This is a genomic window from Streptomyces asoensis (assembly GCF_013085465.1).
Lineage (GTDB): Bacteria > Actinomycetota > Actinomycetes > Streptomycetales > Streptomycetaceae > Streptomyces > Streptomyces cacaoi_A.
On record NZ_CP049838.1, the window covers coordinates 9,633,017 to 9,659,652 of the forward strand.

At 70.6% G+C, this 26,636-nt stretch carries 28 protein-coding genes and 2 pseudogenes; 16 read left to right on the top strand and 14 right to left on the bottom strand.

Features of this window, described 5'->3' with window-relative positions:
* The first annotated feature begins 9 nt into the window (after positions 1-9).
* Entirely contained in the window at positions 10-636 is a 627-nt protein-coding gene (locus tag G9272_RS42655; RefSeq protein WP_171401551.1) for a TetR/AcrR family transcriptional regulator, read from the top strand.
* Positions 637-725: 89 nt separating this feature from the next.
* On the opposite strand, the gene G9272_RS42660 is transcribed toward G9272_RS42655, so the two are convergent.
* The gene (locus tag G9272_RS42660; RefSeq protein ID WP_171401552.1) at positions 726-884 is read right to left on the bottom strand and encodes a hypothetical protein; all 159 of its coding nucleotides are present in this window, start codon (positions 882-884) and stop codon (positions 726-728) included.
* A 120-nt stretch (positions 885-1,004) separates the two neighbouring features.
* Positions 1,005-1,913 carry a GlxA family transcriptional regulator gene (locus G9272_RS42665; protein WP_171402414.1) on the bottom strand — a complete coding sequence of 303 codons (909 nt, stop codon included), beginning with the start codon at positions 1,911-1,913 and terminating at the stop codon, positions 1,005-1,007.
* A gap of 130 nt (positions 1,914-2,043) precedes the next feature.
* Here G9272_RS42665 and G9272_RS42670 point away from each other — a divergent pair, with 130 nt between their 5' ends.
* The gene (locus tag G9272_RS42670; protein WP_171401553.1) at positions 2,044-2,637 is read left to right on the top strand and encodes an MBL fold metallo-hydrolase; all 594 of its coding nucleotides are present in this window, start codon (positions 2,044-2,046) and stop codon (positions 2,635-2,637) included.
* 146 nt (positions 2,638-2,783) lie between these two features.
* Here the strand turns inward: G9272_RS42670 and G9272_RS42675 are convergent, their stop codons facing one another.
* From G9272_RS42675 to G9272_RS42690, 4 genes are read right to left on the bottom strand one after another with little or no spacing between them, the layout of a single operon-like run.
* Positions 2,784-3,407 (bottom strand): response regulator, encoded by a 624-nt coding sequence (locus G9272_RS42675; RefSeq protein WP_171402415.1) that lies wholly within the window; start codon positions 3,405-3,407, stop codon positions 2,784-2,786.
* A complete protein-coding gene (locus G9272_RS42680; RefSeq protein ID WP_171402416.1) occupies positions 3,404-4,603 on the bottom strand; it encodes a sensor histidine kinase in 1,200 nt (399 codons plus the stop codon). The genes G9272_RS42675 and G9272_RS42680 overlap by 4 nt, the downstream gene beginning before the upstream one ends.
* Positions 4,600-5,445: an ABC transporter permease gene (locus G9272_RS42685; protein ID WP_171401554.1), complete on the bottom strand. Its 846-nt coding sequence runs from the start codon at positions 5,443-5,445 to the stop codon at positions 4,600-4,602. Before G9272_RS42685 ends, G9272_RS42680 begins: the two co-directional genes overlap by 4 nt.
* Positions 5,442-6,308 carry an ABC transporter ATP-binding protein gene (locus G9272_RS42690; protein ID WP_171401555.1) on the bottom strand — a complete coding sequence of 289 codons (867 nt, stop codon included), beginning with the start codon at positions 6,306-6,308 and terminating at the stop codon, positions 5,442-5,444. The genes G9272_RS42685 and G9272_RS42690 overlap by 4 nt, the downstream gene beginning before the upstream one ends.
* Before the next feature lie 360 nt (positions 6,309-6,668).
* Here G9272_RS42690 and G9272_RS42695 point away from each other — a divergent pair, with 360 nt between their 5' ends.
* The gene (locus G9272_RS42695) at positions 6,669-7,526 is read left to right on the top strand and encodes an oxygenase MpaB family protein (protein WP_301272177.1); all 858 of its coding nucleotides are present in this window, start codon (positions 6,669-6,671) and stop codon (positions 7,524-7,526) included.
* Positions 7,527-7,625: 99 nt separating this feature from the next.
* On the opposite strand, the gene G9272_RS42700 is transcribed toward G9272_RS42695, so the two are convergent.
* From G9272_RS42700 to G9272_RS45685, 3 genes and pseudogenes are all read right to left on the bottom strand, one after another.
* A complete protein-coding gene (locus G9272_RS42700) occupies positions 7,626-8,135 on the bottom strand; it encodes an SRPBCC family protein (protein WP_171401556.1) in 510 nt (169 codons plus the stop codon).
* 170 nt (positions 8,136-8,305) lie between these two features.
* Entirely contained in the window at positions 8,306-8,626 is a 321-nt protein-coding gene (locus tag G9272_RS42705) for a hypothetical protein (RefSeq protein WP_171402418.1), read from the bottom strand.
* Between the two features lie 189 nt (positions 8,627-8,815).
* Positions 8,816-8,935 (bottom strand): annotated as a pseudogene (locus G9272_RS45685) (LysR substrate-binding domain-containing protein); the annotation flags it as partial.
* A 63-nt stretch (positions 8,936-8,998) separates the two neighbouring features.
* Here G9272_RS45685 and G9272_RS42715 point away from each other — a divergent pair.
* The 3 genes from G9272_RS42715 (at position 8,999) to G9272_RS42725 (ending at position 11,298) form a co-directional block, all read left to right on the top strand.
* The gene (locus tag G9272_RS42715) at positions 8,999-9,856 is read left to right on the top strand and encodes an alpha/beta fold hydrolase (protein ID WP_171401557.1); all 858 of its coding nucleotides are present in this window, start codon (positions 8,999-9,001) and stop codon (positions 9,854-9,856) included.
* Between the two features lie 76 nt (positions 9,857-9,932).
* Entirely contained in the window at positions 9,933-10,703 is a 771-nt protein-coding gene (locus G9272_RS42720) for a class I SAM-dependent methyltransferase (RefSeq protein WP_171401558.1), read from the top strand.
* Positions 10,704-10,755: 52 nt separating this feature from the next.
* Positions 10,756-11,298, top strand: coding sequence for a GNAT family N-acetyltransferase (locus tag G9272_RS42725; protein ID WP_171401559.1), 543 nt, complete (start codon positions 10,756-10,758; stop codon positions 11,296-11,298).
* 272 nt (positions 11,299-11,570) lie between these two features.
* Here the strand turns inward: G9272_RS42725 and G9272_RS42730 are convergent, their stop codons facing one another.
* The 3 genes from G9272_RS42730 to G9272_RS42740 are packed head-to-tail and all read right to left on the bottom strand — an operon-like array spanning position 11,571 to position 15,129.
* Entirely contained in the window at positions 11,571-13,865 is a 2,295-nt protein-coding gene (locus tag G9272_RS42730; protein WP_171401560.1) for an ABC transporter permease, read from the bottom strand.
* Positions 13,866-13,867: 2 nt separating this feature from the next.
* Positions 13,868-14,617 carry an ABC transporter ATP-binding protein gene (locus tag G9272_RS42735; protein WP_171401561.1) on the bottom strand — a complete coding sequence of 250 codons (750 nt, stop codon included), beginning with the start codon at positions 14,615-14,617 and terminating at the stop codon, positions 13,868-13,870.
* Positions 14,614-15,129 (bottom strand): PadR family transcriptional regulator, encoded by a 516-nt coding sequence (locus G9272_RS42740; protein WP_171401562.1) that lies wholly within the window; start codon positions 15,127-15,129, stop codon positions 14,614-14,616. Before G9272_RS42740 ends, G9272_RS42735 begins: the two co-directional genes overlap by 4 nt.
* Before the next feature lie 124 nt (positions 15,130-15,253).
* Between G9272_RS42740 and G9272_RS42745 the strand changes: the two genes are divergently transcribed.
* The 7 genes from G9272_RS42745 to G9272_RS42775 all read left to right on the top strand — a co-directional run bounded on the left by G9272_RS42745 (position 15,254) and on the right by G9272_RS42775 (position 23,070).
* Positions 15,254-16,522 carry an ABC transporter substrate-binding protein gene (locus G9272_RS42745; RefSeq protein ID WP_171401563.1) on the top strand — a complete coding sequence of 423 codons (1,269 nt, stop codon included), beginning with the start codon at positions 15,254-15,256 and terminating at the stop codon, positions 16,520-16,522.
* A 224-nt stretch (positions 16,523-16,746) separates the two neighbouring features.
* Positions 16,747-18,378, top strand: coding sequence for a glycoside hydrolase family 13 protein (locus tag G9272_RS42750; protein WP_171402419.1), 1,632 nt, complete (start codon positions 16,747-16,749; stop codon positions 18,376-18,378).
* Positions 18,379-18,433: 55 nt separating this feature from the next.
* The gene (locus G9272_RS42755; protein WP_171401564.1) at positions 18,434-19,762 is read left to right on the top strand and encodes an ABC transporter substrate-binding protein; all 1,329 of its coding nucleotides are present in this window, start codon (positions 18,434-18,436) and stop codon (positions 19,760-19,762) included.
* 6 nt (positions 19,763-19,768) lie between these two features.
* Positions 19,769-21,127, top strand: coding sequence for an ABC transporter permease subunit (locus G9272_RS42760; RefSeq protein WP_171401565.1), 1,359 nt, complete (start codon positions 19,769-19,771; stop codon positions 21,125-21,127).
* Positions 21,124-21,969, top strand: a complete 846-nt coding sequence (locus G9272_RS42765) for a carbohydrate ABC transporter permease (RefSeq protein WP_171401566.1) — start codon at positions 21,124-21,126, stop codon at positions 21,967-21,969. Before G9272_RS42760 ends, G9272_RS42765 begins: the two co-directional genes overlap by 4 nt.
* Positions 21,970-22,175: 206 nt before the next feature.
* On the top strand, positions 22,176-22,538 hold the full coding sequence (locus tag G9272_RS42770) for a GNAT family N-acetyltransferase (RefSeq protein WP_253268113.1): 363 nt from the start codon (positions 22,176-22,178) through the stop codon (positions 22,536-22,538).
* Between the two features lie 157 nt (positions 22,539-22,695).
* A complete protein-coding gene (locus tag G9272_RS42775) occupies positions 22,696-23,070 on the top strand; it encodes a gas vesicle structural protein GvpA (protein WP_171401567.1) in 375 nt (124 codons plus the stop codon).
* Here G9272_RS42775 and G9272_RS42780 read toward each other — a convergent pair.
* Positions 23,058-23,234 (bottom strand): annotated as a pseudogene (locus G9272_RS42780) (dihydrofolate reductase family protein); the annotation flags it as partial. The gene G9272_RS42775 and the pseudogene G9272_RS42780 overlap by 13 nt on opposite strands.
* A 145-nt stretch (positions 23,235-23,379) precedes the next feature.
* Here G9272_RS42780 and G9272_RS42785 point away from each other — a divergent pair.
* Genes G9272_RS42785 through G9272_RS42795 form a run of 3 tightly spaced genes read left to right on the top strand, consistent with a single transcriptional unit; the run spans position 23,380 to position 25,082 of the window.
* Positions 23,380-24,231: an RNA polymerase sigma factor SigF gene (locus G9272_RS42785; protein ID WP_171401568.1), complete on the top strand. Its 852-nt coding sequence runs from the start codon at positions 23,380-23,382 to the stop codon at positions 24,229-24,231.
* Between the two features lie 42 nt (positions 24,232-24,273).
* Positions 24,274-24,696, top strand: a complete 423-nt coding sequence (locus G9272_RS42790; protein WP_171401569.1) for a hypothetical protein — start codon at positions 24,274-24,276, stop codon at positions 24,694-24,696.
* Positions 24,697-24,713: 17 nt separating this feature from the next.
* A complete protein-coding gene (locus tag G9272_RS42795) occupies positions 24,714-25,082 on the top strand; it encodes a low affinity iron permease family protein (protein WP_171401570.1) in 369 nt (122 codons plus the stop codon).
* Between the two features lie 141 nt (positions 25,083-25,223).
* On the opposite strand, the gene G9272_RS42800 is transcribed toward G9272_RS42795, so the two are convergent.
* Positions 25,224-26,582: an MFS transporter gene (locus G9272_RS42800; protein WP_171401571.1), complete on the bottom strand. Its 1,359-nt coding sequence runs from the start codon at positions 26,580-26,582 to the stop codon at positions 25,224-25,226.
* Positions 26,583-26,636: the final 54 nt, after the last annotated feature.

Sequence of the window (26,636 nt, forward strand, 5' to 3'; positions counted from 1 at the left end):
AAAGGCACCATGAAGCCATCTGCGAACGACTCCCTGCTGGCCCGGGCCATCGCCCGGCCGGCGACAGAGGAAAAGCTGGCGCGGCAGATCCTCGACGCCGCCCTGGAGCAGTTCACGACCTTCGGTCTGCGCCGTTCCTCGGTGGAGGACGTCGCCAAACGGGCCGGCGTCTCGCGCGTCACGGTGTACCGCCGCTTCCAGAGCAAGGACGGACTGGTCGAGGCGTGCCTGCTGCGCGAGGGCAGCCGCTTCTTCCAGAAGCTGGACGCCGCCGTCGCCTCGCTGCCGACGATGGAGGACCGGGTCGTGGAGGGCTTCGTGGTCGCCCTGCGATACACCAGGGCCCATCCGCTCTTCGGCGGGCTGCTGCGGCTCGAACCCGAAGTGGTTCTCCCCTGCTTCACCGTGCAGGGCGGCGCCTCCCTCGCCGCCACCACCGACTACCTGACCGCCCATCTGCGACGCGCTCAGCACACCGAGGGCCGCGGCGAGACCGACCCCCGGCCGGTGGCGGAACTGATGGTGCGTGTCGCGGTCTCCTTCCTCCTCAACCCGGCCGGCTGTATCGAGCTGGACGACGAGGAACAGGCCCGCGCCTTCGCCCGCAGATACCTCGCGCCGCTGCTCGACGCCTGACCGTGCCGCGCGCGGTCAGCGCCGGGAGTGCAGCCACCGCATGAGCGCGACGGCCTTGGCCTTCGTCGCGGCGGGGGTCGCGAACGACGTCAGATCGACCGGCGGAGCGAAGCGCCGGACGCGCGCAGCCGGCAGGCGAGCGCGGCACCGGCGCGACCGCTGCCGCCGCCGAGGGCCGCGCCCGCCCCTGCCGCCAGCGCGTCGTGCACATGCCGCCGCACCGGCGCCGTCTGGTCCGGCATCGTCATCGGTGCATCGCCGCCGCCCCGGAGCTTGAAGACAAGGGGAGTTGCGACACCCGAGCAGATCCGCGCTCCCCATGGTGAGACCTCGGGAGTTGGAGATCGCCATCTTCGACGGCCGTTTCGTTACGGCGTGTTGGTGAAGGAGCGGCGGTAGGAGCGGGGCGGCACCCCCCGGCGGCGCACGAACTGTTCGCGCAGGACGGCCGCGCTTCCGTATCCGACGCGGCGGGCGATCTCCTCGACCGGCAGGTCCGTGGTCTCCAGGAGCTCCTCGGCGCCGCTCAGCCGCAGGCTCCGCAGCCAGGCGTGGGGGGTGGTGCCGGTCGCGGCGGTGAAGCGCCGGGCGAAGGAGCGTTTGCTCATCACGGCGCGCCGGGCCAGTTCCGCGACGGGAAGCGGCTGGTGGAGGTTCTCCCGGGCCCACGCGAGTACCTCGGCGAGACGCTCGTCGCGGCAGTCTTCGGGGACGGGGGCGGCCAGGTACTGCGCCTGCCCGCCGTCGCGGTGGGAGGGCAGCACCACGTCCCGGGCCACGGCGTTGGCCATCGAGGCTCCGTACTCCCGCCTCAGCAGGTGCAGGCAGAGATCGAAGCCCGCGGCGGCTCCCGCGCCGGTGATGATGCGTCCCTCGTCGACGTAGAGGGCGTCGGGTTCGACGGTGGTGGTCGGGTGGCGGTGGGCGAGCAGTTCGGCGAACCGCCAGTGGGTGGTGGCCCGCCGGCCGTCGAGCAGTCCGGCGGCGGCGAGCGCGAAGGCGCCGACGCAGTGGGCCGCGACCAGTGAGCCGCGCTCGTGTGCGGCCGACAGGGCATCCAGTACGGCGGGAGCGGGCGGTGTGCGGAAGCCGGTCCATGGCAGGGCGATCACCAGATCGGCGGAGGCGAGCCGGTCCAGGCCGTGCGTGATGGTGAGCGGTACGCCGAAGTCGGTGGGGACCGGCCCGGGCCGGTCGGTGCACAGGGCGAAGTCGAAGCCGGGCAGTGCCGCCCCGTGCGGGCCGAAGACCTCGGTGACGATGCCGACGGCGAGCATGCCGACTCCGGGTGGGGTGTACGCGGCGACGGTCACGAAAGGAGGCACACGTGCAGTGTGGCACTAATCCTGCGATCAGCGGCAACTATGCCACTCGTGAACGACCGGCCTGCCCGGAAGGATTGAGGCCATGACAGACGCACCGCTCGGCCGCAGCGCCGTGTACACGATCCTGACCACCGGATACGTCGGCTCCACCGGCCCCGGAGTCGCCGCCACCGTCTCCTACATATCCGACGCCGACCGGCATGTGATCTTCGACCCGGGCATGGTGGCGAGTCGCGACCGTATCCTCGCCCCGCTCGAGGAGTTGGGGCTCGGCCCCGACGACATCACCGACGTGGTGCTCAGCCATCACCACCCGGACAACACCATGAACGTGGGCCTGTTCGGACGGGCCCGGGTGCACGACCACAAGGTGGAGTACCTCGGCGATCAGTGGCGGAACCGGGACGCGGAGGGCTACGAACTCACCCCGTCGCTACGGCTGATTCGCACCCCGGGCCACAGCGCCGAGGACATCACGCTGCTGGCGGGCACGGAGTCGGGCGTGGTCGCCTTCGCCGGTGACCTGTGGTGGCACGCGGACGGTCCGGCGGACGATCCGGTAGCCCCCGACCGTGAGGTGTTGCGCACCTCCCGGCTCCGGGTGCTGACCGCCGCGGACCTGATCGTGCCCGGCCACGGCGGCCCGTTCAGGGCCGACGACACCACGCCACGCTAGCCGCTCGGTCCGGAGACGGAAGGACAGCGGCTTGCCCCATGCGGGCGATGTGGTCCAGGCCCGCTCTGTCGCTGTCCGGGTCGTCGAGGAAGGTGTCCTCGTGCCGCCGCCCCAGCAGACCGCGTTGTCGACGCACGGGGGAGACGTCAGTCGAGAAGGCCGTAGCGCATCGCGCTCGTCACCGCCGCGGTTCGGTCGTCGACACCCAACTTGCCGAAGACCCGCAGCAGATGGGTCTTCACCGTCGACTCGCCGATGAACAGGCGGCGGCCGATCTCCGCGTTCGTGCACCCCTCCGCAACCAGCCGCAGCACCGCCGTCTCCCGTTCGGACAGCCGCGGGCGTTCCGGTCGGGTGCGCAACTGGTCCACCAATCGGGCCGCCACCGTCGGCGCGAGCACCGTCTCGCCCCGCGCGGCAGCCCGTACCGCATTCGCCAGTTCGCTCCGTGGCAGGTCCTTCAGCAGGTAGCCCGCCGCCCCCGCCTCCACGGCGCGCAGGATGTCGCGGTCCGTCTCGTAGGTCGTCAGGACGATCACCCGGCAGGGCAGCCCCGCCGCGCTCATCCGCACGATCGAGTCCACACCCCCGCCGTCCGGCATCCGCAGGTCCATCAGCACGATGTCGGGGCGCAGCTCCGCGGCCAGCGCCTCGGCCTGCGGTCCGCTCGACGCGTCGGCGACCACCTCCAGGTCCTGTTCGGCGCTCAGCATGGCCCGCAGACCCTCCCGTACGACGGGATGGTCGTCGGCCAGGACGATCCGGATCACCATGGGCTCCTCGGGGGCGATACGGGCAGGCGGACGGTCACGGTGGTGCCGTCGCCGGGTGTGCTGTCGACGGAAGCGGTGCCGCCCACCTCGGTGGCCCGGGCGCGCAGTCCCGCCAGACCGTAGCCTCCCGTCACCGTGTGCGGGTCGAAGCCGCAGCCGTCATCCCGTACGGACACGGTGAGGGCCTCGTCGGCGTACGTCAGGGTGATGCCTACTGTGGCCGAACTCCCCGCGTGTCTACGGGCGTTGGCCAGTGCCTCCTGGCAGGCGCGCAGGGCCACCACCTCGGGGCCGGCCGGCAGCGGACGTACGGGACCGGTCATCCGCAGCTCCGTCTCGTGGCGTGCGGCCAGCCGGCGCAGGGCGTCCGGCAGCGAGGCGCCGTGCAGGTCGGCGGGCGCGCCTCCGGCGACCAGGGCGCGCGCCTCGGCGAGGTTCTGCCGGGCCGTCTCGTCCATCAGGGCCAGGTGTCGTCGGGCCTGCGCGATGTCGTCGTCGAGCTCCGCCTCGACGGCCTGCACCAGCATCAGCAGACTGGTGAACCCCTGGGCGAGGGTGTCGTGGATCTCCCGGGCCATCCGCTCCCGCTCGGCCAGCGCGCCGTGCGCGGCCGACAGCCGGGAGATCTCGTGACGGCTCGTGTCCAGCTCCGCGATCAGCGCGGCCCGTTCCTGGCTCTGCTCGATGATGCGGATGATCCAGGTGCCGACGGCCATCGAGAAGACGAAGGTCACCACCGCGAACATCCCGTTGAAGAAGACGGCCTCGTCGTCGGGCCACCACACCAGAGCCCACCCGACGACGGGCACGAGGTTGATGACGGCCACCGCCACCAGCGCCCATCGGATGCGCAGCGTCATGAAGCACTGGGGGACGAGCGCGAAGGTCATCAGCCGGGTCTCGCCCACGAGGATCGCCGACGGCAGGAACAGCGCCATCGCCGCCACCAGGTAGCCCAGTGCCCGCCGCGGGTCCGGCGGATCCTCCCGCAGGAGGGGGCGCCCGACCCACACGAACAGCGGGATCAGCAGAACCAGCAGCGCCGCCGCGACCAGCCTGACCGGCCGCCCCGGATGCCCCGTGCCGAGCACGAACACCAGGGTGGCCAGCCAGACGAACGCGAAGTACCTGTCCCAGATCCGGAACGACCGGTCCCAGGTGTACGCGCCCCCGGCCCGCTCCGGCCCGTTCATCCGTCGCGCCGGTTCTTCCACCGGAAGGTCAGCAGACACAGCAGCAATCCTCCGACGCACCAGGCCCCCAGCACCAGGGCGACCCGCCCGAATTCCCAGCCACCGGTCTGCTCCAGGACCTGTGCCGACTCCGGAAGGAACACCCCGCGCAGCCCCTGGCACATCCACTTCAGCGGGAACAGGGCACCGATGTTCAGCATCCAGCCGGGGATGGTGTCGATCGCGATGTACACCCCCGAGATGAACTGCAACACCAGGAAGGGGAGTACGACCACCGAGGTGGCGCTCTTGCCGGACTTCGGGACGGAGCTGACGGCGATGCCGAGCAGCGCGCACGCCGTGAGGCCCAGCACGAAGATCCAGGCGAAGTCGAACAGGCGGCCCGGGTCCGTGGGCAGATCCACGTCGTAGAGGGTCGCGCCGACGAGCAGCAGGATCGCCGTCTCCAGCAGCCCGGTGACGAGGACCAGCCAGATCTTGCCGAGGAAGTACGCCGCCGGCGGCATCGGTGTGCCGCGCAGCCGGCGCAGCACCTTCTCGTCCCGTTCGATCGCGATCGAGATGCCGAGCGACTGGAAGCTGGTGGACATGATGCCGGCGGCCATCATCGCGGGGACGTAGAGCTGCGAGGCGGTGATGCCCGCCCCGCGCACGTCGTCCCGGAAGATCGACGCGAACAGGAACAGGAACACCACCGGAAAGGCGAAGGTGAACAGCACCTGGTCGCGCTGCCGGAAGAACTGCCTGAGCTCCAGGACGCCACGCCCCAGACCCAGTCGCCATGCTCCGGGCAGCCGGTCGGCGTGCGCCTTCGTGCGGGTGCGTACGACGGTCGTGGTCATCGGGCGTCCTCCTGTCCGGTCAGCCGGAGGTAGACGTCCTCCAGCGTGGGGCGGCTGATCCGCAGCCCCGGTATCTCGCCGTCGAAGCGCCGCATGAGCTCGGCGACGGTCCGGGTGGGCGTGTCCGTGCGCTCCACGCGCGTGGCGCCGTCCGGCTCGGTCCACTCCACGGTGGCCCCGGTGCCGTACCGCTCGCGCAGGGCCTTCGGTTCGCCCTCGGCGACGACCCGGCCGCCGGCGACCACGGCCAGCCGGTCGGCGAGCGTCTCCGCCTCCTCCAGGTAGTGCGTGGTCAGGAGGATGGTGGTGCCCTCGTCGGCCAGTTTGCGGATCAGGTCCCAGAACTGGCGCCGGGCCGCCGGGTCGAAGCCGGTCGTCGGCTCGTCCAGGAGCAGGAGCTCGGGGTCGCCGATCACCCCGAGAGCCACATCCAGCCGCCGGCGCTGCCCGCCGGACAGTGCCTTGATCCGGCTGCCGGTCTTCGCCTCCAGACCCACCAGGCCGATGACCTCCTCCGGGTCCCGTGGCCTCGGGTAGTAGCGGGCGAAGTGCCGCACGGTCTCGCCGACCGTCAACTCGGCGGGCGCGGATTCGTCCTGCCAGACGATGCCGACCCGCGCGCGCCACGCACGCGTGCCGTGCGCCGGGTCCGCGCCCAGTACGGACACCTGGCCCGCGTCCCGGGAGCGGTTGCCCTGGAGGATCTCCACCGTGGTGCTCTTGCCCGCCCCGTTGGGCCCCAGCAGGCCGAACACGTCACCTCTGCAGATGCCGAGGTCGATGCCGTCGACCGCGGTCACGTCGCCGTACCGCTTACGCAGTCCCCGTACGTCCACCACGAGTTCGTTCGCGTGTGTTGTCATGCCGATCAGACTCGGCGGGAATCGAACGCTCCGGTACGACCGTGCGTACCTCCTCGTGTCCACCGAACGGTGGACACGCGCGTGCGGCGCCTCAGTCAGTGCGTGCACCGCTCGATCACGTGTCCGGTATGTGCATATCTGTGCCTCATCGTGTTTTCCTTGACTTCAGGAATGAATGCCCGGGATCCCGGATCGGGGGTGCCATCGAAAGAGTCAAAGATACAAAAACTATTTTCTTGTTTCACAAGCGCGTCAATACTCCGGGAACGACGGAGGGGCGGAGGCGTCATGACCGGCGTACCGCACACGTCAGACCAACCAACTCAGCTGGAATCAAGGGACGTTGAGGTACCCGCACAGATCCGCGCGCCGCGCAGGGGAGGGGTCGTCTGGCGCTGTTTCGGCGACGCCCGCGCCATTCTCATGGGACCCCAGCTGCTGCTTCTCCAGGTCTCACATCCCGTGGTCGGGGCAGGCGTGGCCGACCACAGCAACTTCCGCGCCGAGCCCTGGCCCCGCCTGATCCGCACCCTGCTCTCGCTCACCACGGTCGTCTACGGCGGTCAGGAGGCGGCCACCGCCGAGGCGCGCCGCCTCCTCCATGTGCACAGCGGGATGAAGGGCACCGACTCGCACGGCCGCCGCTACCACGCCCTGAACCCCGAGGCGTACCACTGGGTGCACGCGACCCTGGTCAAGGGCCCTGTGGACGCGCAGCGCCTGTTCGGCAAGGGCATGACGGCCGGAGAACTGGACGAGTACTACCGTGGGATGCGGGACGTGGGCCGCGTATGGGGCCTGAAGGAGCATCACCTTCCGCCGGACTGGCCGTCGTTCCTCGACTACTACGACGAAATGGTCACCCACCGACTGGAGTTCAACCCGTCGGTCCAGGACGTCCTCGACGAACTCGCCCACCCGGCCAAGCCGTTCCGTCGACTGCCAGGTCCGCTCTGGTCGCCGTTCGCCCGGCTCGCCGCGCACTACGCCCTGCTGGTCACCGTGGGCACCCTGCCCCCCGTCCTGCGCGAGCGGCTGCACCTGACCTGGAGCCCCCGGCAGGAACGCGCCCTGCGCCGCTTCGCCCGCGTCGTACGCCTCCTGATGACCCTCGTGCTCCCGCCGTTGCGGATCTCCTTCTCCCTCGCCATCGCCTACTGGGCCACCCACCGGCCCGGCACCGACCCCGCCACCCGTCGGCCCCTGGGGGCGTGGTGACGTGAACGCCGCTCCGAACTCCCCACGACCGCCGTCCGCGCCTGAGCCCGGCCCCACCAGCGCGCCGCCAGGGGACGGCAGGGGGCCGGGCCGGCGGGGTCAGGAAGCGGACTCTGCCTCGAGTTCCCGCTTCAGGTTGCGCAGCGTCCTGGCGATGTTGTCCGTCTGGAAGTCGGCGAACGTCCGGCCGCCGGTGGCGACCCGGTCGAAGGCATGGGCGACGGCCGACGGCCAGGCCCGCCGGTCGTCCGTCCAGGTCTCCGTGACGCGGGTGGCCCCGCCTTCGGGTTCGAAGCGGTACTCCCAGGTGGCGATCGGACCTCGCAGCCGCGGCCGGTTCAGCCCGATAGCGTGCACCCGGAAGGCGAAGCGGCGTCCGGAGTCCGCCGCCGTCACCGTGCACCGCGTGACCCAGCGGAACGCCCCCCGCTTGTTCCGGCCCTCGAACGTGGTCCCCAGCGGGGCCGACGTGTCCGGTGCCGGCACGGTGGCCCCGAGGTTCTCCGGACTCCACCGTCCCATCTGGGCGGGCCGGCTGACCGCCTCGTAGGCCACCTCCGGCGGGACCTCTATGACGATGCTGTCGGACACGGTGAATCTGCGGACCACGACGATTCCAATCTCCGGGAACGCGCAGCCTACTCGCGAGTAGCAAGTGCGTGGAACGCACTGGAGCCTGCGCCGAACGGCCTCCCCCGGATGCGTGACGCCGTCGCCGGTACTGGCGAACGTCGACAGGCAAGGAGAACGGTGGGGCGATCGACGTCAGGCGGGGGGCGTCATGCGGGGTCGCAACCGTCCAGGAAGCGCAGCAGTACGGCGGCCTCCGCGCGGAGCAGCGCGGCTCGGTCGGCGTGCGCGGGCGAATTCAACCGCGCTGCGACCTCCAGGCGCTCGGCCGCCTCGGCGCGCACGACAGCCACCACACCATGCTCGCTCAGCTCACGCCGCGCCGCTTCGGTGGCGCCGGCACCGACAGGCGACTGCTCGAGGGCCAAACCACGGAGCTCGGCTTCGTGCACGGGCACCGCCTCGGCGTTGTCCAGCGCAGCAAGCGTGGTGCGCAGGGCGCTCACCGCGGCCTTGTCGCGGGCGCGCATCGCTTCCGGCAGCGCTTGACGCATACGAAGACGAAGAGACATGTCGGCGACCTTATGGCGACACCCCTGGACCCACAACGCGATATACGTGCGGCGGCGGCTCCGACGCCGCTCGCGTGGCGGGAGTGCCGGCTCGAGCTCGTGGACGCACAGCGACGCATCGGAGCCGACGTCGGCACTGCGGACGGCGAGTTGCGGCAGGACCGCCGAACCCATGCCGGCGTGCACCATCGACAGCACGGTTTCGTTGCCCGCGGTGCGGCACACGATGTGCGGCCGCACGCCGTGGTGTGCGAGCGCCTGCTCCATCCGGGCCTGGTCACAGATCGGCGTCGCTTTTGGCGATGGACTGCTGGGTCTAGCGTGGTGTTCATGACCGCTCACCTCTCACACAGCGAGAAGCTCGTCGAGATCGACGATGTCGAGCTGTGCTTCGAGACCTTCGGTGACCCCGCGAACCCGGCGATCCTGCTCATCGACGGTGCGACCGCCTCGATGCTGTGGTGGGAAACCGAGCTGTGCGAACAGATCGCGCGCGGCCACCGGTTCGTGATCCGCTACGACAACCGGGACACCGGCAGATCCACCAGCTACCCGCCGGGGCGGCCGGGCTACACGTTCACCGACCTGGCCGGGGACGCGCTCGGCCTCCTGGACGCCCTGGACGTCGAGCGCGCACACATCGTCTGCCGGTCCATGTCCGGCGGGATCGGGCTCATCATCGGGGTGGACCACCCCGACCGGGTGGAGTCACTGACCTTCGTCTCCACCTCCACGGGCGAGGACGGACTCCCGCCGTCGTCGGACGAGCTCGCCGGCGGTACCCCCGCCGACCCGGACCCCGCCGATTCGGTCGCGGTGGTGGACTTTGTCGTCGCATGGGCGAAAGCGTGCTCGGGCGGCTCGCCCTACTTCGACGCGAGGGCCACGCGTGCGCTGGTCGAGCGGGACGTGGCCCGCACTCGCGACATGGCGTCCACCCTCGTCAACCACTACGCGATGACCTTCGACGGGTCGTCCCGCGATTTCGCCTCCATCAAGGCGCCGACCCTGGTGGTGCACGGTGACCACGACCCGGTCTGCCCGCTCCCGCACGGACATGCGCTGCGCGACGCGATTCCCGGCGCGACGCTGCTGATCCTGGAAGGCGCCGGGCACGACGTGCCGAAGCCGCTGTGGGACGTGTTCGTCCCGGCTCTGCTCCAGCACACCGGAGGCGGCCGACCATGACCCGGTGGCGGTCGGCGCTCCGGCGCGAAGGCCCGGTCGGTATCGGTATCGGTATCGAGAGGATGCGGTGACGGTCATGTCCGACCTGTTCGACTACGACGCGGAACTGCGCCTGCACAACGAACACTTCCGCACCGCTGCCCGCGTCGGCTCTGGCGACCGTGTGCTCGACATCGGCTGTGGCACAGGCCAGTCCACGCGCGAGGCCGCCCGCGCCGCCGTCACCGGCAGCGCGCTGGGCGTCGATCTCTCCGCTCCCATGCTCGAACGGGCCCGCCGGCTCAGCGACGAGCAGGGACTGGCCAACATCACCTTCCAGCAGGCGGACGCCCAGGTTCACCGCTTTCCACCGAAGCGTTTCGACCTCTGTATCAGCAGGTTCGGAACGATGTTCTTCGCCGACCCGGTCGCCGCGTTCACCAATATCGGACGGGCTCTGCGCCCCGAGGCGCGCCTGGTGCTGCTGGTCTGGCAAGAGCGCGACCGCAACGAGTGGGCCACCGCGATCCGCCAGAGCCTCACCGCCGCATCAGTCACACCCCACGGTCCGGACCCCTTCTCACTCGCCGACCCGACCGTCACGGAAGGCATCCTGGCAGCGGCCGGCTTCGCGGAAGTCGGCTTCACCGACGTGCACGAGCCCGTCCACTACGGCCCGGACAGCGCCACCGCCTTCGATGCCGTGCTCCGCCTGTGGGAATTCAAAGACCTGCTTGCCAACCTCGACGCCACGGCGGCCGAGCAGGCGCGCATGCGGCTACGCACCGCCCTCGACGCCCACCACACCGACGGCGGCGTGTACTTCGACTCGCGGGCCTGGATCGTCACAGCGCGCCGCCGTCACTGACCGGGTTCTAATTGGTTTGCCGTCGGAGAACCCGGTCCGATAGGAAGTTTGCATGCTTCGAGGCAACAAGGTCGGGCTCAGGGCCCGGCACGAGGACGACATCCCGATCCTGCGGGCCGAGCTCTACGACGACGTGGTCAACGCCTCGCGGGCCGAAGGCCGGCCGTGGCGGCCGATCACGCCCGGCTCCAAGGACTCGCGGCTCGTGGTGGACGACAAGGAACAGGGGCATGTCCCGTTCTCCGTCGTGGAGTTGGAAGGCGGCACGCTGGTCGGCACGGCGACGCTGTGGGGCATCGACAACCACAACCGGTTCGCGCACATCGGCCTCGGGCTGCTGCCGTCCTCTCGCGGCAAGGGCTACGGCACCGACGTGGTCGGGGTCCTTTGCCACTACGGTTTCATCGTGCGCGGCTTGCAGCGGCTCCAGATCGAGACGCTGGCGGACAACGCCGCGATGCTGCGCTCCGCCGAACGCAACGGCTTCGTCCGCGAGGGCGTGCTGCGCTCCTCGGCCTGGGTGATGGGCGAGTTCCTTGACGAGGTGCTGCTCGGTCTCCTCGTCCAGGACTGGAAGCCGGACTCGCGGGGCTAGCTGGTCGCCGCCCGAGTCGAAGTCCCCGGCGTCGGACCAGGCCGGGCCGTCCGGCGGCCCGGCCCCCTCTCGGGCCGGGCGGACCGAGGGGGCGAGGGCCGTCACAGCGACGAGGCCGGCATCAGCAGGTGGAGAGAGAAGACGTGGCCGGGCGTCACCCCTTGCCGGATCAGGTACTCGCCCCTGGCGTGCATGCGTCCCCCGGTTCGTCAGCCACCCCGGTACACGGCGTGCCCAGCGCCGGAGCACCTGAAAGCCATCCGACTCCCGGGCTAAGCGACCGCGCTCATCGTGTCCGCGAGTCGGCGCCGGGAGGCTCGGGTCGCGGGGAGCGCGGCGAGCGCCAGGGCGCCCAGCAACGCCGCCGCGCCGAACGCGGACAGTGCGACGAGGGACGGCGCCTGCGCGATTCCGGCTCCGATGCCGCTCGACCGGCCCTGGGCGTCGATCAACCAGTGGGAGAGGGGCAGGCCCAGTGCCAGGGCGACGGCGACCGCGGCCCCTACGGTGCAACCCGTGGCCGTGACGGTGATCGCGGTGATCTGCCGTGGCGACAGCCCGATCGCCTTGAAGGCGAGCAGATCCCGTTCGCTCTCGCGCAGCGCACCGCCGATGCTGGTCAGCAGATCGACGAGCCCGATGAGCGCGAGGACGCCGAGCAGGCCGACGACGACGCTGCGCAGCGGCGACAGACCGTCGGCGGGGTTGGTCACGGTGTGCACGTCGAGCCGGCCACGCCCGGCCGCGGCGCTCAGCTCGGCGGCGACGCGGTGCGGATCCGCGCCGTCCCGCAGCCGCACCTGGTACAGCGTCGGCCGGAGTTCCGCGTCGTTCTCCCGGAGGGTGTCCAGCGACGTGGAGATGACCCGGCCGGCGTTCTCCGGCTCGATGCTGCGGCCCACGATGTGGAGGATCTGGGGCCGGCCGCTCACCGTCATGCGTACCCAGTCGCCGACCCGGACGTCCAGCAGGTCCAGCAGTCCCTGCCCGGCCACCGCCTCGTCGGAACCGTGCGCGGGGCGCCCCTCGGCCAGCGTGTAGGGGTACGGATTCGTGCGCGTGCCGAGGCCGCGCAGGGCGATCGTCGCCGTCTGGCCCGGCACCAGGGCCGCCACCTCGACGCCCGGATAGGCGTCGGCGACCTCGGGACGCTGCGCCAGAAGCGTCCGGGTCGCCGCGTCGCTCAGGCCGTCGTCGGCACGGACGGTGAGCGCGGCCGCCAGCCCCGTCTCCTCCGGCTTGCTGTGGAAGCGGTCGATGGTCGTCCACGCGCTCATCGCCACCACGATCAGCGTCAGCGGCAGCGCGAGGCGAGCGATCGTGGCCAGTGAGCGCGGGCGACGCGTGAACGCCTGGTGCCAGCCGAGGACCAGCGCGGGCGGCAGCCGCAGGCCGAGCGCACGGCGCGCCGGGCCCGACAGACGTCCGCCGGCGGGGGCGGCGGTCCGGGGCACCGGAACCGGCGGCACCCGCCCCGCCCGCCAGGCCGCGAGCCCGGTGGTCGCGCCGATGAACAGCACCACTCCCACCGGCACCACGACCAGGGTCGCCGCGTGTCCCGGCAGCCTCTGCCACACCCCGACCGCGTCTCCCAGCCGGCCCGGCAGCCGACTGCCCAGCGCCTGGGTGAGCGCCGCCGCGGCCGTGGCGCCGAGCAGCGCGTAGGCGAGATGCTGGAGCAGGAAGACCCGCATGACCTGGCCCGGTGTGAAACCGATCGCCTTGAGGATCGAGATGTCCCGCAGATGACCTCGGATGCGGGTGCCGATGGCCCCGTGCACGGCGAGTCCGGCGGCGACGAGCGCGCCGAGACCGAACAGGCCCAGTATCTGGCCGAGCAGCCGGTCGTCGCCCTGTGCCTCGGCTCGCGCCTGCTGCCAGGTGGCGACCTCGCGCACGGCACCGGCGCCGAGCACGGTGACGGCGCGCTGGACGGCGTAGTCGGTGTCCCCGGGATCCGTCAGGCGCAGCCCGATCACCTGGCCGCGGTCGGAGCCGGTGCGCGGCACGGCGGAGGGCAGTGCCCAGGCCAGTCCCGACTGCTCGCCCTGGCGGTAGCGCGGCTCGGGGCTGTCGGCGACGCCGAGGACGGTCAGCGTCGAGGCGCCGCCGGGCAGGGTGAGCACATCTCCGGGCTCGGCCAGCAGCGCCCGGGCGAGGCTGCTCTCCAGCACCACACCGTCGGGCGCCGCCGGGTCGAGCCAGCGGCCGGAGACGAGCAGGGGGCGTCCGACGGCGGGCTGCTCGGTGGTGCCGCGCAGTTCGACGGAGGCGCGGGCGCCGCGGGAGGCGACCGTGGCGGAAGCGGTGGGGTAGGGGCCGGCGACGGACTCGACGCCGGCCAGCCCGGCGAGCTTGGCCGCATCGGCCGAGGGGCCGGTGTGGATCGACACATGTGCGCCCCGGGACTGGGTGAAGACACGTTCCCAGGGGTTCGTCGCGTACCCGAAGAGCGCCGCCGCCAGCAGCAGGGAGGTGACGACGCCGACGGTGGCGAGCACCAGGAACAGCGCCTCACCGCGATGTGTCCGCAGGTCCGAGTGCGCCCAGCGCAACGTGGCTCGCATGGTCAGTCCTTCAGTTCCAGCACCGCGGATATCCCCTTGCCGGGGGACGGCGTGCCGTCGAGCGCCGCGTCGTCGGCGATCCTCCCGTCGAAGAAGCTGATCACCCGGTCCGCGGTGCTCGCCATGCGCGCGTCATGGGTGACCAGGAGGATGGTCTGGCCGCGCTGGTGGAACCGGGACAGCAGCCGGGTCACCTCGCGGGTGCCCTTGCTGTCCAGGCTGCCGGCGGGCTCGTCCGCGAGCAGCAGGGGCGGATGGTTCACCAGGGCCCGGGCCAGCGCCACCCGCTGCTGCTCGCCACCGGACAGCTCGCCGGGCATGCTCCGCTCCTTGCCCGTCAGGCCGAGCTCGGCCAGCAGCTCCTCCCGCTCCGCGCGGGCCCGCTTGGGGGAGACCCCGGCCAGCAGCGCGGGCAGTTCGACGTTGTCGGCGACGGACAGGTTGGAGACCAGGTTGAAGAACTGGAAGACGACGCCGATACGGCGCCGCCGCGCCACGGCCCACTGCGCTTCGCTGTAGCCGTCCGTGCACACGCCGTCCAACCAGATGCTGCCGCTGTCCGGCCGCTGGAGGCCGCCCAGCAGATGCAGCAGCGTCGACTTCCCGGCGCCGGACGGACCGGTGACGGCCACGAACTCGCCCTGCCGTACGCACAGGTCCACCCCCCGTACGGCATGGGCTGGTGCCCCCTCGCCGTGGTGGGTCTTCACGAGGCTCTCGGCCCGCAGCGCAGGAGTGGCGGTGTCTTTCACTCCGGCTCCTCCAGTTCTTCCTGGCAGCGCTCCAACCAGTCGAGGTCGGCTTGCAGGTGCAGCATGGCGCCCTCGATGAGCAGCCGGGCCGTCCGGTTGTCGCGGTTCTCGCCCGTGACGAGCTTCGACAGGGTGCGCATGGTGTTCAGGTAGTGGCGTCGTTGCTTGTTGATCAGGGCGACCTGGTCGGCGAGACCGGTCTGCGGGGCCAGCGCGAGCTTCATGAAGAACTCGTCCCGCAACCGCGGCTCGTCCGCCGTCTCCTCGTACCAGACGCGCAGCGCTTCCTGCCCGGCGTCGGTGAGGTGGTAGATCTTCTTGTTGGGCCGACTCGACTGCTCGACCTCCTCGCCCTCGATCAGCCCCGTCTTCTCGAGGCGGCTCAGAGTCACGTAGATCTGGCCGATGTTCGGCTGAGGGTACGCGGCGCCCAAGAGTCGCTCAAGGTCCTGCTTGAGCTCGTAGCCATGGGCCGGGCCGCGCGCCAGCAGGGCCAGGAGGGGCAGGCGCACTCGTGCTGTCCTCCTCGCAGCCTCGTATTGTGGTCCAGGCCCTAGTATCGCCCATACCTAACGGGTATACATAGCCTCTGACTCCGGGCGAGGGTGCCCGGCGCCGGTGTACTGGGAGGAACCTATGCGGTGGATACGTGCCGCCGGTAGGGGCCTCCTCGTTCTCGCCGTCGTCCTGGCCGGTTACGGCGCGTCCGGCGCCCGGGCGGCCGGTGGCCTGGAGGGCCGCGGACCGCTCACCCTCGCCACCGCCGGCGACCTCACCGGCTACCTCGGCCCGCTGCTCCAGGGCTGGAACCGCGCCCACCCCGGCGAGAAGGTCACCCTCGTCGAACTGCCGGACTCGGCGGACGAGTCGCGCGCCCAGATGATCACCGATCTGCGCGGCGGCGCCCGCAGCCGGTTCGACGTCCTCAACATCGACGTCGCCTGGACCTCGGAGTTCGCCGCCGCCGGCTGGATCCGCCCGCTGCCTCGAGACCGCTTCCCGTTGGGCAGCTTCCTCCGCCCGGTCGTGGACACGGCGACGTACGACGGCCGACTGTACGCGGTCCCGTACGTCACCAACGCCGGGCTGCTCCTCTATCGCAAGGACGTCCTCGCCGAGGAGGGCGTCCCGCCGCCCCGCACCTGGGCCGAACTGGAGCGGGCCGCGAAGACCATCGCGCCCCGGCACGGACTCGACGGCTACGCGGGGCAGTTCCTGCCCTACGAGGGCCTCACCGTCAACGCGGCCGAGGCCGTGTACTCGGCGGGCGGCACGATCCTCGGCGACGAGGGCGATCGCGTCACCGTCGGCTCGGCCGCCCGTGAGGGCATCGGGTTCCTCGCACGCGGCGTCCGTGACGGGTGGGTGCCGAAGGAGGCCCTGACCTACACGGAGGAGGAGTCCCGGCAGGCCTTCCAGGACGGACACCTCCTCTTCCTGCGTAACTGGCCCTACGCGTACGTCAGCGCCTCCGCCGCGGGGTCCCCGCTCGCCGGCAAGGTCGGCGCTGTACCGCTGCCGGGGCGCGACGGGCCCGGGACCAGCGTGCTCGGCGGCTCCAACCTGGCCGTCAACGCACACGCCGAGCACCCCGACACCGCCGCGCGTCTGATCGCGTACCTCACCAGCGAGGGCGTCCAGCGGCAGGTGCTCACCCGGGGCGCGCTGCCGCCCGTGCGCGCGGATCTGTACGAGGACCCGGAACTGGTGAGCCGGTTCCCGTACCTGCCGACCCTGCGGGCGAGCGTTCTGACGGCCGCACCGCGTCCCAAGAGCCCCCGCTACGACCAGGTCAGCATGGTGGTGCAGGCGGTCGTGCACGACGCGATGTCCGGGCACTCGACGCCTGAGGCAGCGGTACGGCGGCTGGCCAGGGAGCTGGCGGACATCTCCCGCCGCGGCTGACTTCCCTCAGCCGACATCGACCTTCCCTAGTTACATGTTAGGTAACGCCGACGTATCAACCGGGTGCGATTTGTCCCGGTAACTTCACTTCTGCCACCCCCGCTCATCAGATGACTGCTGCCTGTTCGTTGACACCTCCGTGAAACGCCTACATAACATGCATGCATAACAGTCAGCCCGCACAGACAGGCCAACGGGTGAGCTCCCAGCACATCGACACGCGCATCGACACGCACCACTGGTGGCGTGAGGCAGTGATCTACCAGGTGTACGTCCGCAGCTTCCTGGACAGCACCGGCGACGGCGTCGGCGATCTCGCCGGAGTCCGCGCCGGACTGCCGTATCTGAAGAAGCTGGGTGTCGACGGGATCTGGCTGAGCCCCTTCTACCCCTCCCCGCAAGCCGACCACGGCTACGACGTCGCCGACTACTGCGACGTCGACCCGCTCTTCGGCGACCTCGCCGAGTTCGACCGGCTGGTGGCCGCCGCCCGGCGGCTGGGCGTCAAGGTGCTGCTCGACATCGTCCCCAACCACTGCTCCAGCGAGCACCCCTGGTTCCGCGAGGCGCTGGCCTCGGCACCGGACAGCCCCGCCCGGGCCCGCTTCCACTTCGCCGACGGGCGGGGAGCGGACGGCGCCGAGCCGCCCAACAACTGGCACGCCATGTTCGGCGGCCCGGCCTGGAGCCGGGTGACCGAGGCGGACGGCCGCCCGGGCCAGTGGTACCTGCACATGTTCACGCCCGAACAGCCCGACTGGAACTGGCGCGACCCCGAGGTCGGCGCGTACTTCGACCGTGCGCTGCGGTTCTGGCTGGACCGGGGCGTCGACGGCTTCCGCATCGACGTCGCCGCCGGCCTCTTCAAGCACCCCGAGCTGCCCGACTCGCCCGATCCCGAGGCCGACGCCCGCACCCGCGACTCCGTCAACCCGCTCGCCTGGAACCAGCCCGAGGTGCACGACGTATGGCGGCGCTGGCGCTCGGTGTGCGAGGAGTACGCGGCACACGACGGCCGCGAGCGGCTCCTGGTCGGCGAGGTCTCGGTCCCGACGGCCCGTGAACACGCGCTGTACGTCCGCCCCGACGAGCTGCACCAGGCCTTCTTCTTCGACCTGCTCAGCGCCTCCTGGGACGCCGAGGCCTTCCGCAAGGTCATCACCGAGGCCATGCAGGACATCGCGGGAACGGGGTCGACCGTCACCTGGGTCCTCAACAACCACGACCAGGTCCGCACGGTCACCCGCTACGGCGAGCCGGCCGTCGAGGGCAGCGGCCTCGGCGCAGCCCGCGCCCGCGCCGCCGCCCTGCTGTTGCTGGCGCTGCCCGGCGCCGCCTACATCTACCAGGGCGAGGAGCTGGGCCTGCCCGAGGTCGTCGACCTGCCCGACGACGTGCTCACCGACCCGATCTTCCGCCGTACCGGCAGCCGCGCCCGGATCCGGGACGGCTGCCGGGTACCGCTGCCGTGGTCCGGGCAGGCCTCACCGTTCGGCTTCACCTCCGGCGTCGACGGGACCAAGCCCTGGCTGCCGCAGCCCGAGTACTTCGCCGAGTACGCCACCGATCGCGCCCTCGCCGACACCCGCTCCTTCTGGCACCTGTACCGCGACGGCCTCCAGCTGCGCGCCACCCTGCCCCAGCTGGGCGAGGGCACGCTGCGCTGGCTGGACGCCCAGCCCGGCGTCCTCGCCTTCGCCCGCGGCGACGGCCTGGTCTGCGCCGTCAACTTCGGAACGGCGCCCGCTCCGGCGCCCGTCCCCGGCATCCCCCTGCTGTCCAGCGGCCCCTGCCGGGCCGGGGTGCTCCCCGGCTCCACGGCCGCCTGGTGGATCGGTGACGACACCGACTCCTGAGCACGACCACCTCCCGACCCGCCGCCAACTCCCCTTCCACGAACGGACATCGACGATGATGCGACGACGTACCACCCTGCTCAGCGGCTGCACCGCCCTCGTCCTGGCACTCGGCGCGACCGCCTGCGGAGGCGGCGACCCCGTCTCCGCGGGCGGCGGCGACAAGGCGCTGGGCGGCCAGACGGTCACCGTGGCCGGCGTCTGGTCCGGCGCCGAGCAGAAGAACTTCCAGAAGGTGCTGGACGCGTTCACCGAGAAGACCGGCGCCAAGACCCAGTTCGTCTCCACCGGCGACAACGTCTCCACCGTCGTCGGCAGCAAGATCGAAGGCGGCAACGCCCCCGACGTCGTGATGGTCCCGCAGGTCGGCGTGCTCCAGCAGTTCGCCGGAAACGGCTGGCTCAAGCCGCTGTCGTCGACCACCCAGAAGTCCGTCGCCGCCGACTACGCGACGGTCTGGAAGGACTACGGCAGCGTCAAGGGCACCCTCTACGGCCTCTACTTCAAGGCCGCCCACAAGTCGACCGTCTGGTACAGCCCCGCCGCCCTCGACCAGGCCGGCGTCCAGCCGCCGAAGACCTACGACGAGTTGCTGAAGGCCGGGCGGACCGTCTCCGACTCGGGCCTCGCCGCCTTCTCCGTCGCGGGCCAGGACGGCTGGACGCTCACCGACTGGTTCGAGAACGTCTACCTCTCCCAGGCCGGCCCCGAGAGGTACGACGCCCTCGCCGCCCACGAACTGAAGTGGACCGACCAGAGCGTGGTCGACGCCCTCACCACGCTCGGCAAGCTCTTCCAGGACAAGCAGCTCCTCGCCGGCGGCCAGAAGGGCGCCCTCAACACCGACTTCCCGGGCTCCGTCGAGAAGGTCTTCGGACCCGAGCCCGAGGCGGGCATGGTCTACGAGGGCGACTTCGTCGCGGGCGTCGCCAAGGACCAGTTCGGCCGGAAGATCGGCGAGGACGCGAACTTCTTCCCCTTCCCGCCCGTCGGCACCGGCGAGGCACCCGTGGTCAGCGGCGGTGACGCGGCCGTCGTCCTCAAGGACGGCAAGAACACCAAGGCCGGCATGGCGCTCCTGGAGTACCTGGCCACCCCGGAGGCCGCCGCCGTATGGGCCGAGACGGGCGGCTTCCTCTCCCCGAACAAGAAGCTCGACCTCGCCTCCTACGGCGACGACGTCACCCGCACCACCGCCAAGTCGCTCATCGCCGCCGGGGACTCCGTCCGCTTCGACATGTCCGACCAGGCCCCGGCCGCGTTCGGCGGGACGAAGGGTGCCGGCGAGTGGAAGATCCTCCAGGACTTCCTGCGCGACCCGTCCGACCCGAAGGCCACCGCGGCGCAGCTGGAAACCGCCGCGGCCAAGGCCTACAAGGGCTGACCGGCGATGACCGCCACGCTCACGAAGACGGCCGCACCACCCGCCGCCGCGAACGTCGCCCGCAAGCGGCGCGCCCGGCGGCGGGGCAGGACCGTCGCCCTGCTCTTCATCCTTCCCGCGCTGCTCCTGCTCGGCGCCCTCGTCGTCTACCCCGTGCTGTTCTCGGTCGGCCGCAGCTTCTTCGACGCCTCCGGGACCCGGTTCGTGGGCGGCGACAACTACACCGAGATGTTCCGCGACCCGGCCACCCTCAAAGCCGTACGCAACACCGCGATCTGGGTGGTCGTGGCGCCGACCCTGCTGACCGGCCTGGGCCTCATTCTGGCTGTGCTCGTCGAGAAGGTCCGCTGGGCCACGGCCTTCAAGCTGCTGCTCTTCATGCCCATGGCCGTCTCGTTCCTGGCCGCGGGCATCATCTTCCGGCTCGCCTACGACGAGGACCCCGACAAGGGCGTCCTGAACGCGGCGGCCGTCGGCGTCCACGACGCCTTCCAGGACACCTCCTCCTACCCGACCGCCCGCGCCCGTGACGGCGAGGGCATGACCCAGGGCGCCGACGGCTCGTACCGCACGGGCACGACCGTGTCACCGGGCGACACGGTCGCCCTCGGTCTGGTCGGCGTCGCGCCCAAGGAACTCCCGGCGGACGCGGAACCGGCCTACCCGGCGGCCGCCCGTAGAGCCGGCCCCGACGAACTGCGCGGAGTCGTCTACCTGGACTTCACCCCCGGCGGGGGAGGGGAACAGGGTGCGGTGGACCGTCAGGAGAGCGGGCTGCCGAAGATGAAGGTCGAGGCGGTGCGCGACGGGAAGACCGTCGCGAGCACCACCACCGCGGCCGACGGCTCCTTCCGCTTCCCCGGCCTGGAGACAGGCTCCTACACCGTCACCCTGCCCGGTTCGAACTTCGCCCCGCCCTACGACGGCGTCTCCTGGCTCGGCCCGGCACTGGTCACCCCGGCGATCATCGGCGCCTACCTGTGGATCTGGACCGGCTTCGCGATGGTGCTGATCGGCGCGGGACTGTCCACGCTGCCGCGTGACTCGCTCGAGGCGGCGCGGATGGACGGCGCCAACGAGTGGCAGGTGTTCCGCCGGATCACCGTGCCGCTGCTGGCGCCGGTGCTGACGGTGGTCTTCGTGACCCTCGTCATCAACGTGATGAAGGTGTTCGACCTCGTCTACATCATCGCGCCCGGCCCGGTGCAGGAGGACGCCACCGTGCTGGCCACCCAGATGTGGCTGGTGTCCTTCGGCGGCGGCAACGACCAGGGACTGGGCAGCGCCCTCGGCGTTCTGCTCCTGCTGCTGGTGATCCCCGCCATGGTCTTCAACGTCCGTCGTTTCCGAGGGAGTCAGCGATGAACCTCAGTGCGCTTCGGCGCGGGCTCGGCAACAGTCTGGTGCAGGCCGTCCTCGTGGTCGTCGGACTGCTCTGGCTCACGCCGCTCGCCGGACTGCTCGTGTCGTCCCTGCGGTCGGCGCAGGACACGGCCAAGGGCGGCTGGTGGACCGCGATCACCAGTCCGGGGCAGCTGTCCTTCGACAACTACACGTCCTTGCTGGGCAACGCCGGGATGACGCAGGCGTTCTGGAACACCGTGCTGATCTCGGCGCCGACGACGTTCCTGGTGGTGGCGATCGCCGCACTGGCGGGGTACGCCTTCGCCTGGCTGGACTTCCCCGGCCGTGACGCCCTCTTCCTGCTCGTGGTCGCGCTCCTGGTGGTGCCCGTGCAGATCGGCCTGCTGCCCGTGGCCAAACTCTTCGGCCAACTGGGGCTGTTCGGCACGATTCCCGGCGTCGTCCTCTTCCACGTCTCCTACGGACTGCCGTTCGCGATCTTCCTGCTGCGGAACTACTTCGCCGAGATACCGCGGGAGATGCTGGAGGCGGCCCGCATGGACGGAGGCAACGAGTGGCGCATCTTCACCCGGCTCGTGCTGCCGGTGGGACGGCCCGCCCTGGCGAGCCTGGCCATCTTCCAGTTCCTGTGGGTGTGGAACGACATGCTGGTGGCGCTGCTGTTCGCCGACAGCTCGTCACAGCCTCTGACCGTGGAACTCCAGTCGCAGATACGGCAGTTCGGCAGCAACATCGACGTGCTCGCGCCGGGCGCGTTCCTGTCCCTGATCGTGCCGGTGGCCGTGTTCTTCGCCTTCCAGCGGCACTTCGTACAGGGGGTCATGGCGGGGTCCGTGAAGTAGGCCCTGCGCCGGCGTCGCGAATGCGTTCACGGTGTGGTGACATGGGGGCCGTGGTAACGGGCACACGCGATGGAATGCAGGGAAACCAGACGTATGCCATGAGCGACGCGCACGGCCGACCTGGACCACGGGAAGGCACCTCACCACGGCGGGCCGAGGGAAGGCACCGGCGCATCGGACGACGAGGGGGCCGGTGGCATCGCAGGATGCTGGCCTATCGCGACGTCGATCTGCTGCCGTCCTCCTCCCTGAAGGGCGGCGCGGGCGAGGAGTGCCTGCTGCTGGTGCACATCCGCAAGGTGGTCGGGCGGGTGACCTATCGAGCGTGCGACGAGTGCGCCGAGGGTGTGATCACCGATGTGGTCCTGGACGAACCGTTCCGCGACTGCGGGCTGGGCACCAGGGCGCTGTCGCACCTGCGCTCCAAGTATCCGGACGTCACCTGGCGCACCACGCTCGACCGCCGTCTCACACGCGATCTGCTGCGCCGGATGCGTATCCCCAGGGCGGCCGTGGGAGGTAACTGCTCCCACGGCCGGCCCGGCGTCATGGCCCCCGCCGGTATGTGAGCGGTCGGTGCGCGGTCGCCGTCAGGTCCGCCTCACCGAAGAGTCGTACACGCGTTTGGCCGCGGGTTGTGCGGCTACTTGCACAGGGAACCTGCGTCGCGGCGAGGGACAGCGCCGACGGAACCACGCAGAGACGAGGGCAAGGGGGTCGGTCGTCATGACCGTCGCGACACAGCAGGGCGGCGGGGGAGGCTCCAGTGGCCTCTACGACGTTCTGGAACTCATTCTCGACCGCGGGCTGGTGATCGACGCCTTCGTGCGCGTCTCCCTGGTCGGCATCGAAATCCTCAAGATCGACATACGGATCGTCGTCGCCAGCGTCGACACGTACCTGCGCTTCGCCGAGGCGTGCAACCGTCTCGATCTGGAGGCGGGACCGCGCAAGCCGGCCGGGCTGACGGAACTCACGGAGAAGGTCACCGAGTCCGGCGCCCGCGGCAAGACCAAAGGGGCGCTGTCCGGCGCCGCGGAGACGATCTTCAGCGCCTATCAGCAGGCCCGTGACGAGGGCCAGAGGCGTCAGAGGTCGTAGGTCAGGTGCGTCGCGGTCGATGTCGAGGTCACGCTCCGCTGCGCCAGCGTGCGCGGCACACCCCCGGTGAACAGTGGCGTCCCGGCGCCCAGCAGCGTGGGGACGAGATACAGCGTCAGCACGTCGACCAGCCCGGCGGTGAGTGCCGAACCGATCGTGGCGCCCGGTCGGGCGCGAAGCGCCGGACGGCAAGCTCCTGCCCGCCCGCCCAGGCACTTCCTCCGGGCATGTGCATGTTCCGGGGGTGACGGGGTAGACGCGGCCACATCAGCTCGAACGCAGGGTACCGGCAGGGTGGGGAGATCACAGATGACGACGACGATCGCGCAGGCGGCCGAGGAGCAGACGACAGCGGCACTGCCGGAAATCCCCGAACCGGGCAAGATGGCGCCCAAGGACGCCCGCACCCTGTCGAAGCTGTTCTTCGCGAAGCTGGCGGTGCTCGAGGAAGGCACGCCCGAGTACCAGTACGCGCGCAACACCCTGATCGAGATGAACATGTCCCTGGTCCGCTTCGCGGCCGGCCGGTTCCGCAACCGGGGCGGCGCGGACGGGATGGAGGACATCGTCCAGGTCGGCGTCATCGGGCTGATCAAGGCCATCGACCGGTTCGAGATATCCCGCGAGGTGGAGTTCACCTCCTTCGCCATCCCGTACATCGTCGGCGAGATCAAGCGTTTCTTCCGGGACACCTCCTGGTCCGTACATGTGCCGCGCCGCCTGCAAGAGGCGCGCGTGCAGCTGGCGAAGGCCACCGAGGAGCTCCAGAGCCGCATGGGCCGGACCCCCACGGTCAAAGAGCTGGCGGAGCTGATGGACCTGACCGAGGAGGAGGTCATCGAGGCCCGGCTCGCGTCCAACGGCTACAACTCGGCCTCCCTTGACGCCACCATCGGCGGCGGCCCCGACGGCGAGACAGCACTGGCGGACTTCATCGGGTCCGACGACGCGGCCATGGAACTGGTGGAGGACTTCCACACGCTGGCGCCGCTGCTCGCCCAGCTCGACGAGCGTGAACGGCACATCCTGCACTGGCGGTTCGTCGAGGAGCTGACTCAGGCGCAGATCGGCGAACGGCTCGGCTGCTCGCAGATGCACGTGTCCCGCCTGCTCTCCGGCACCCTGAAGCGCCTGCGCAGGGGCATGCTCACCACCCACTGAACCGATGCCCGTGGTCCGGGCATGTACCAGAGAGGACCTGTGGTGAGCGAAAGCGGTGCCGCCCTCCCGCCGATCGACGCGCATCTGGAGATCCTGCTGCGGCTGGTCGACGCCCAGCCCGATGCCGCCCTCAAGATCTGTCTGACCACGCCCGGTGGAATCGTCGCCGGGAACCTGGTCGGCTCCCGCACCTGGGCCGACCGGTGGGAGCACGTGGTGTCGACGGCCACCGGAGCGGAAGACGAAGCCGACCACATGGCACACCTGGCGCACACCGTCCGGGCCGCCCTGAAGGAGGCCGAGTCGGAGCCGGGAACGGGCGACGGGCTGCACGCGTTCATCCACCTCGTCGACGTCACGTTCCTGTCCGTGCCCGGGACCGCGACCGCTCCGCTGTGGCGTGGACGGCTGGGCGATGTCTCCGGCTGGGCCCTGGGGGCTCCTGCCGACCGGCCGGTCTCGTGAAGACCGCTGGTGACCTGATGGCACCTCAGCACCCCGCGCACCGGGACGGCGACCGGCCGGGCCGGTTCACGCGCCTGGCCGAACACGCCTCGAACTTCACCAGCTCTCCCGCCTTCTTCGGCGTGTGCCTCGTTCTGGTCGCCGCCGCGATCACCGCGCACGCGCTGAAGCTGCCCACGCCGTGGCTGCTCATGGTGGGCGAGGCGATGTCCGCCGTCTCGCTGCTGCTCCTGGCACTGCTCAAGAATTCCGAACGGCGAGCCGAGCACGCCATCCAGCGCAAGCTCGACGCCATCGCCGCCGCGTTGCTGGAGATCCAGCGGCGGGAACCGGGAGCGGCGAGCGAGGAACTCCGCCAGGCCATCAGGATGGAGAAGCAGACCTGACCCCGAACGGAACGTCCACCGGCCGCGCCCGGCGCTGATGAACCGCGAAGAGCGGCCTTGGTGGCCGCTCTCCCGGAACGACGGTGGGCGGTCGCTTCGGCGATGGGCCCGAACCGCCCGCCTGAGGCGGGCCGGCCCGCCTCAGGCGGGGAGGCTCATGCGTTGCCGTTCCGCCTCCGCGAGGCGTGCCGAGCGGGTCAGGGGGCCGAAGACGGCCAGGGCGATCGCACCGAGCAGCCAGGTGCCGGCGATGAAGTAGAAGACGCTCTGATAGCCGTGGCCGTTGTAGAGCGCCGCGACGATGAGCGGACCGGCGGCGTTCGACAGCCGGCCGAGGCCGTAGGAGACGCTCGTTCCCAGGGAGCGGCTGCGGGTGTCGAAGAGCTCGGGGGAGTAGGCGTAGGCGAGGGCGGTGTAGCCGCGCTCGAAGAGGTTCACCAGGAAGCCGAACACGATGATGAGGACCGGGTTGAAGGTGAGCCCGTACAGCAGACCGCACAACGCGATCACCGTGCCGAAGGCGACCAGGCACCACTTGCGCTCGAAGCGGTCGGTGACCAGGGACGCCAGATAGCAGCCGAGCGGTGCGCCGACCGTGGTCAGGGCCACGTAGAAGACGGACTTCTCGACGCTGAAGCCCTCCTTGGCCAGCAGGGTGGGCGCCCAGCTGGAGTAGCCGAAGAAGCCGATGGTCTGCGTCATCCACAGCACCGTGAGCAGCAGCGTCGGGAACAGGTACTTCTTCTGGAGGAGCAGCCGCAGGGGGGCCTTCGTCGACGGCGTTTCGTCGACCGGGGGCGCGGGCTCGGGAAGGGGGCCCTTCTCCGCCGCGACGCTCGCCTCGATCTCCCGGAGGACCGCGTCCGCCTTGGCGTGTTCTCCCCTGCTCTCCAGCCAGCGGGGCGATTCCTTGAGGTGCCGGGTGAACAGCACGAGCAGGATGCCCAGCGAGCCCCAGAGGTAGACCAGCCGCCACGACCAGTCGTTGAGCGGTACGACGGCGCTGGCGATGAGGTTGGTGACGGGCGTTCCGCAGATGCCGATGACGATGGCGTACGCCTGGTACTTGCCGCGGATCGCCGACGGGTACATCTCGTTGACGTAGACGACGCCCACGACGGTCATCGCCGACAGCCCCGCCGAGGTCAGGACGCGGAACACGCCCAGGGACACGAGGTCCCAGGAGAAGACCGCCGCGAACGAGGAGATGCCGAAGAACAGCGTCGTCCACAGCAGTGCCCGCTTGCGCCCCCACCGGTCGGCGATGGACCCGGCGACGATCGCCCCGAGGAACATCCCGACGAACGAGAGCGAGGTGACATAGGCGACCTGGTCCACCGTCAGGCCCCACAGCTTGATCAGTTTCGGCGCGGTGGTGGCGAAGCTGTTGATGTCCGCGAACTCGAAGAAGTAGGCGAAGGCGACGGCGAGCAGAGTGACTTTGTGGAACCGGGAGACCGGAAGCCGGTCCAGCCGGTTCAACGCGTTGGAGTGTTGCATGAGCGGCCCTTGTCGAAGTGGAGGGAAATACGGGGGAGTCGGGGAGTCGGGGAC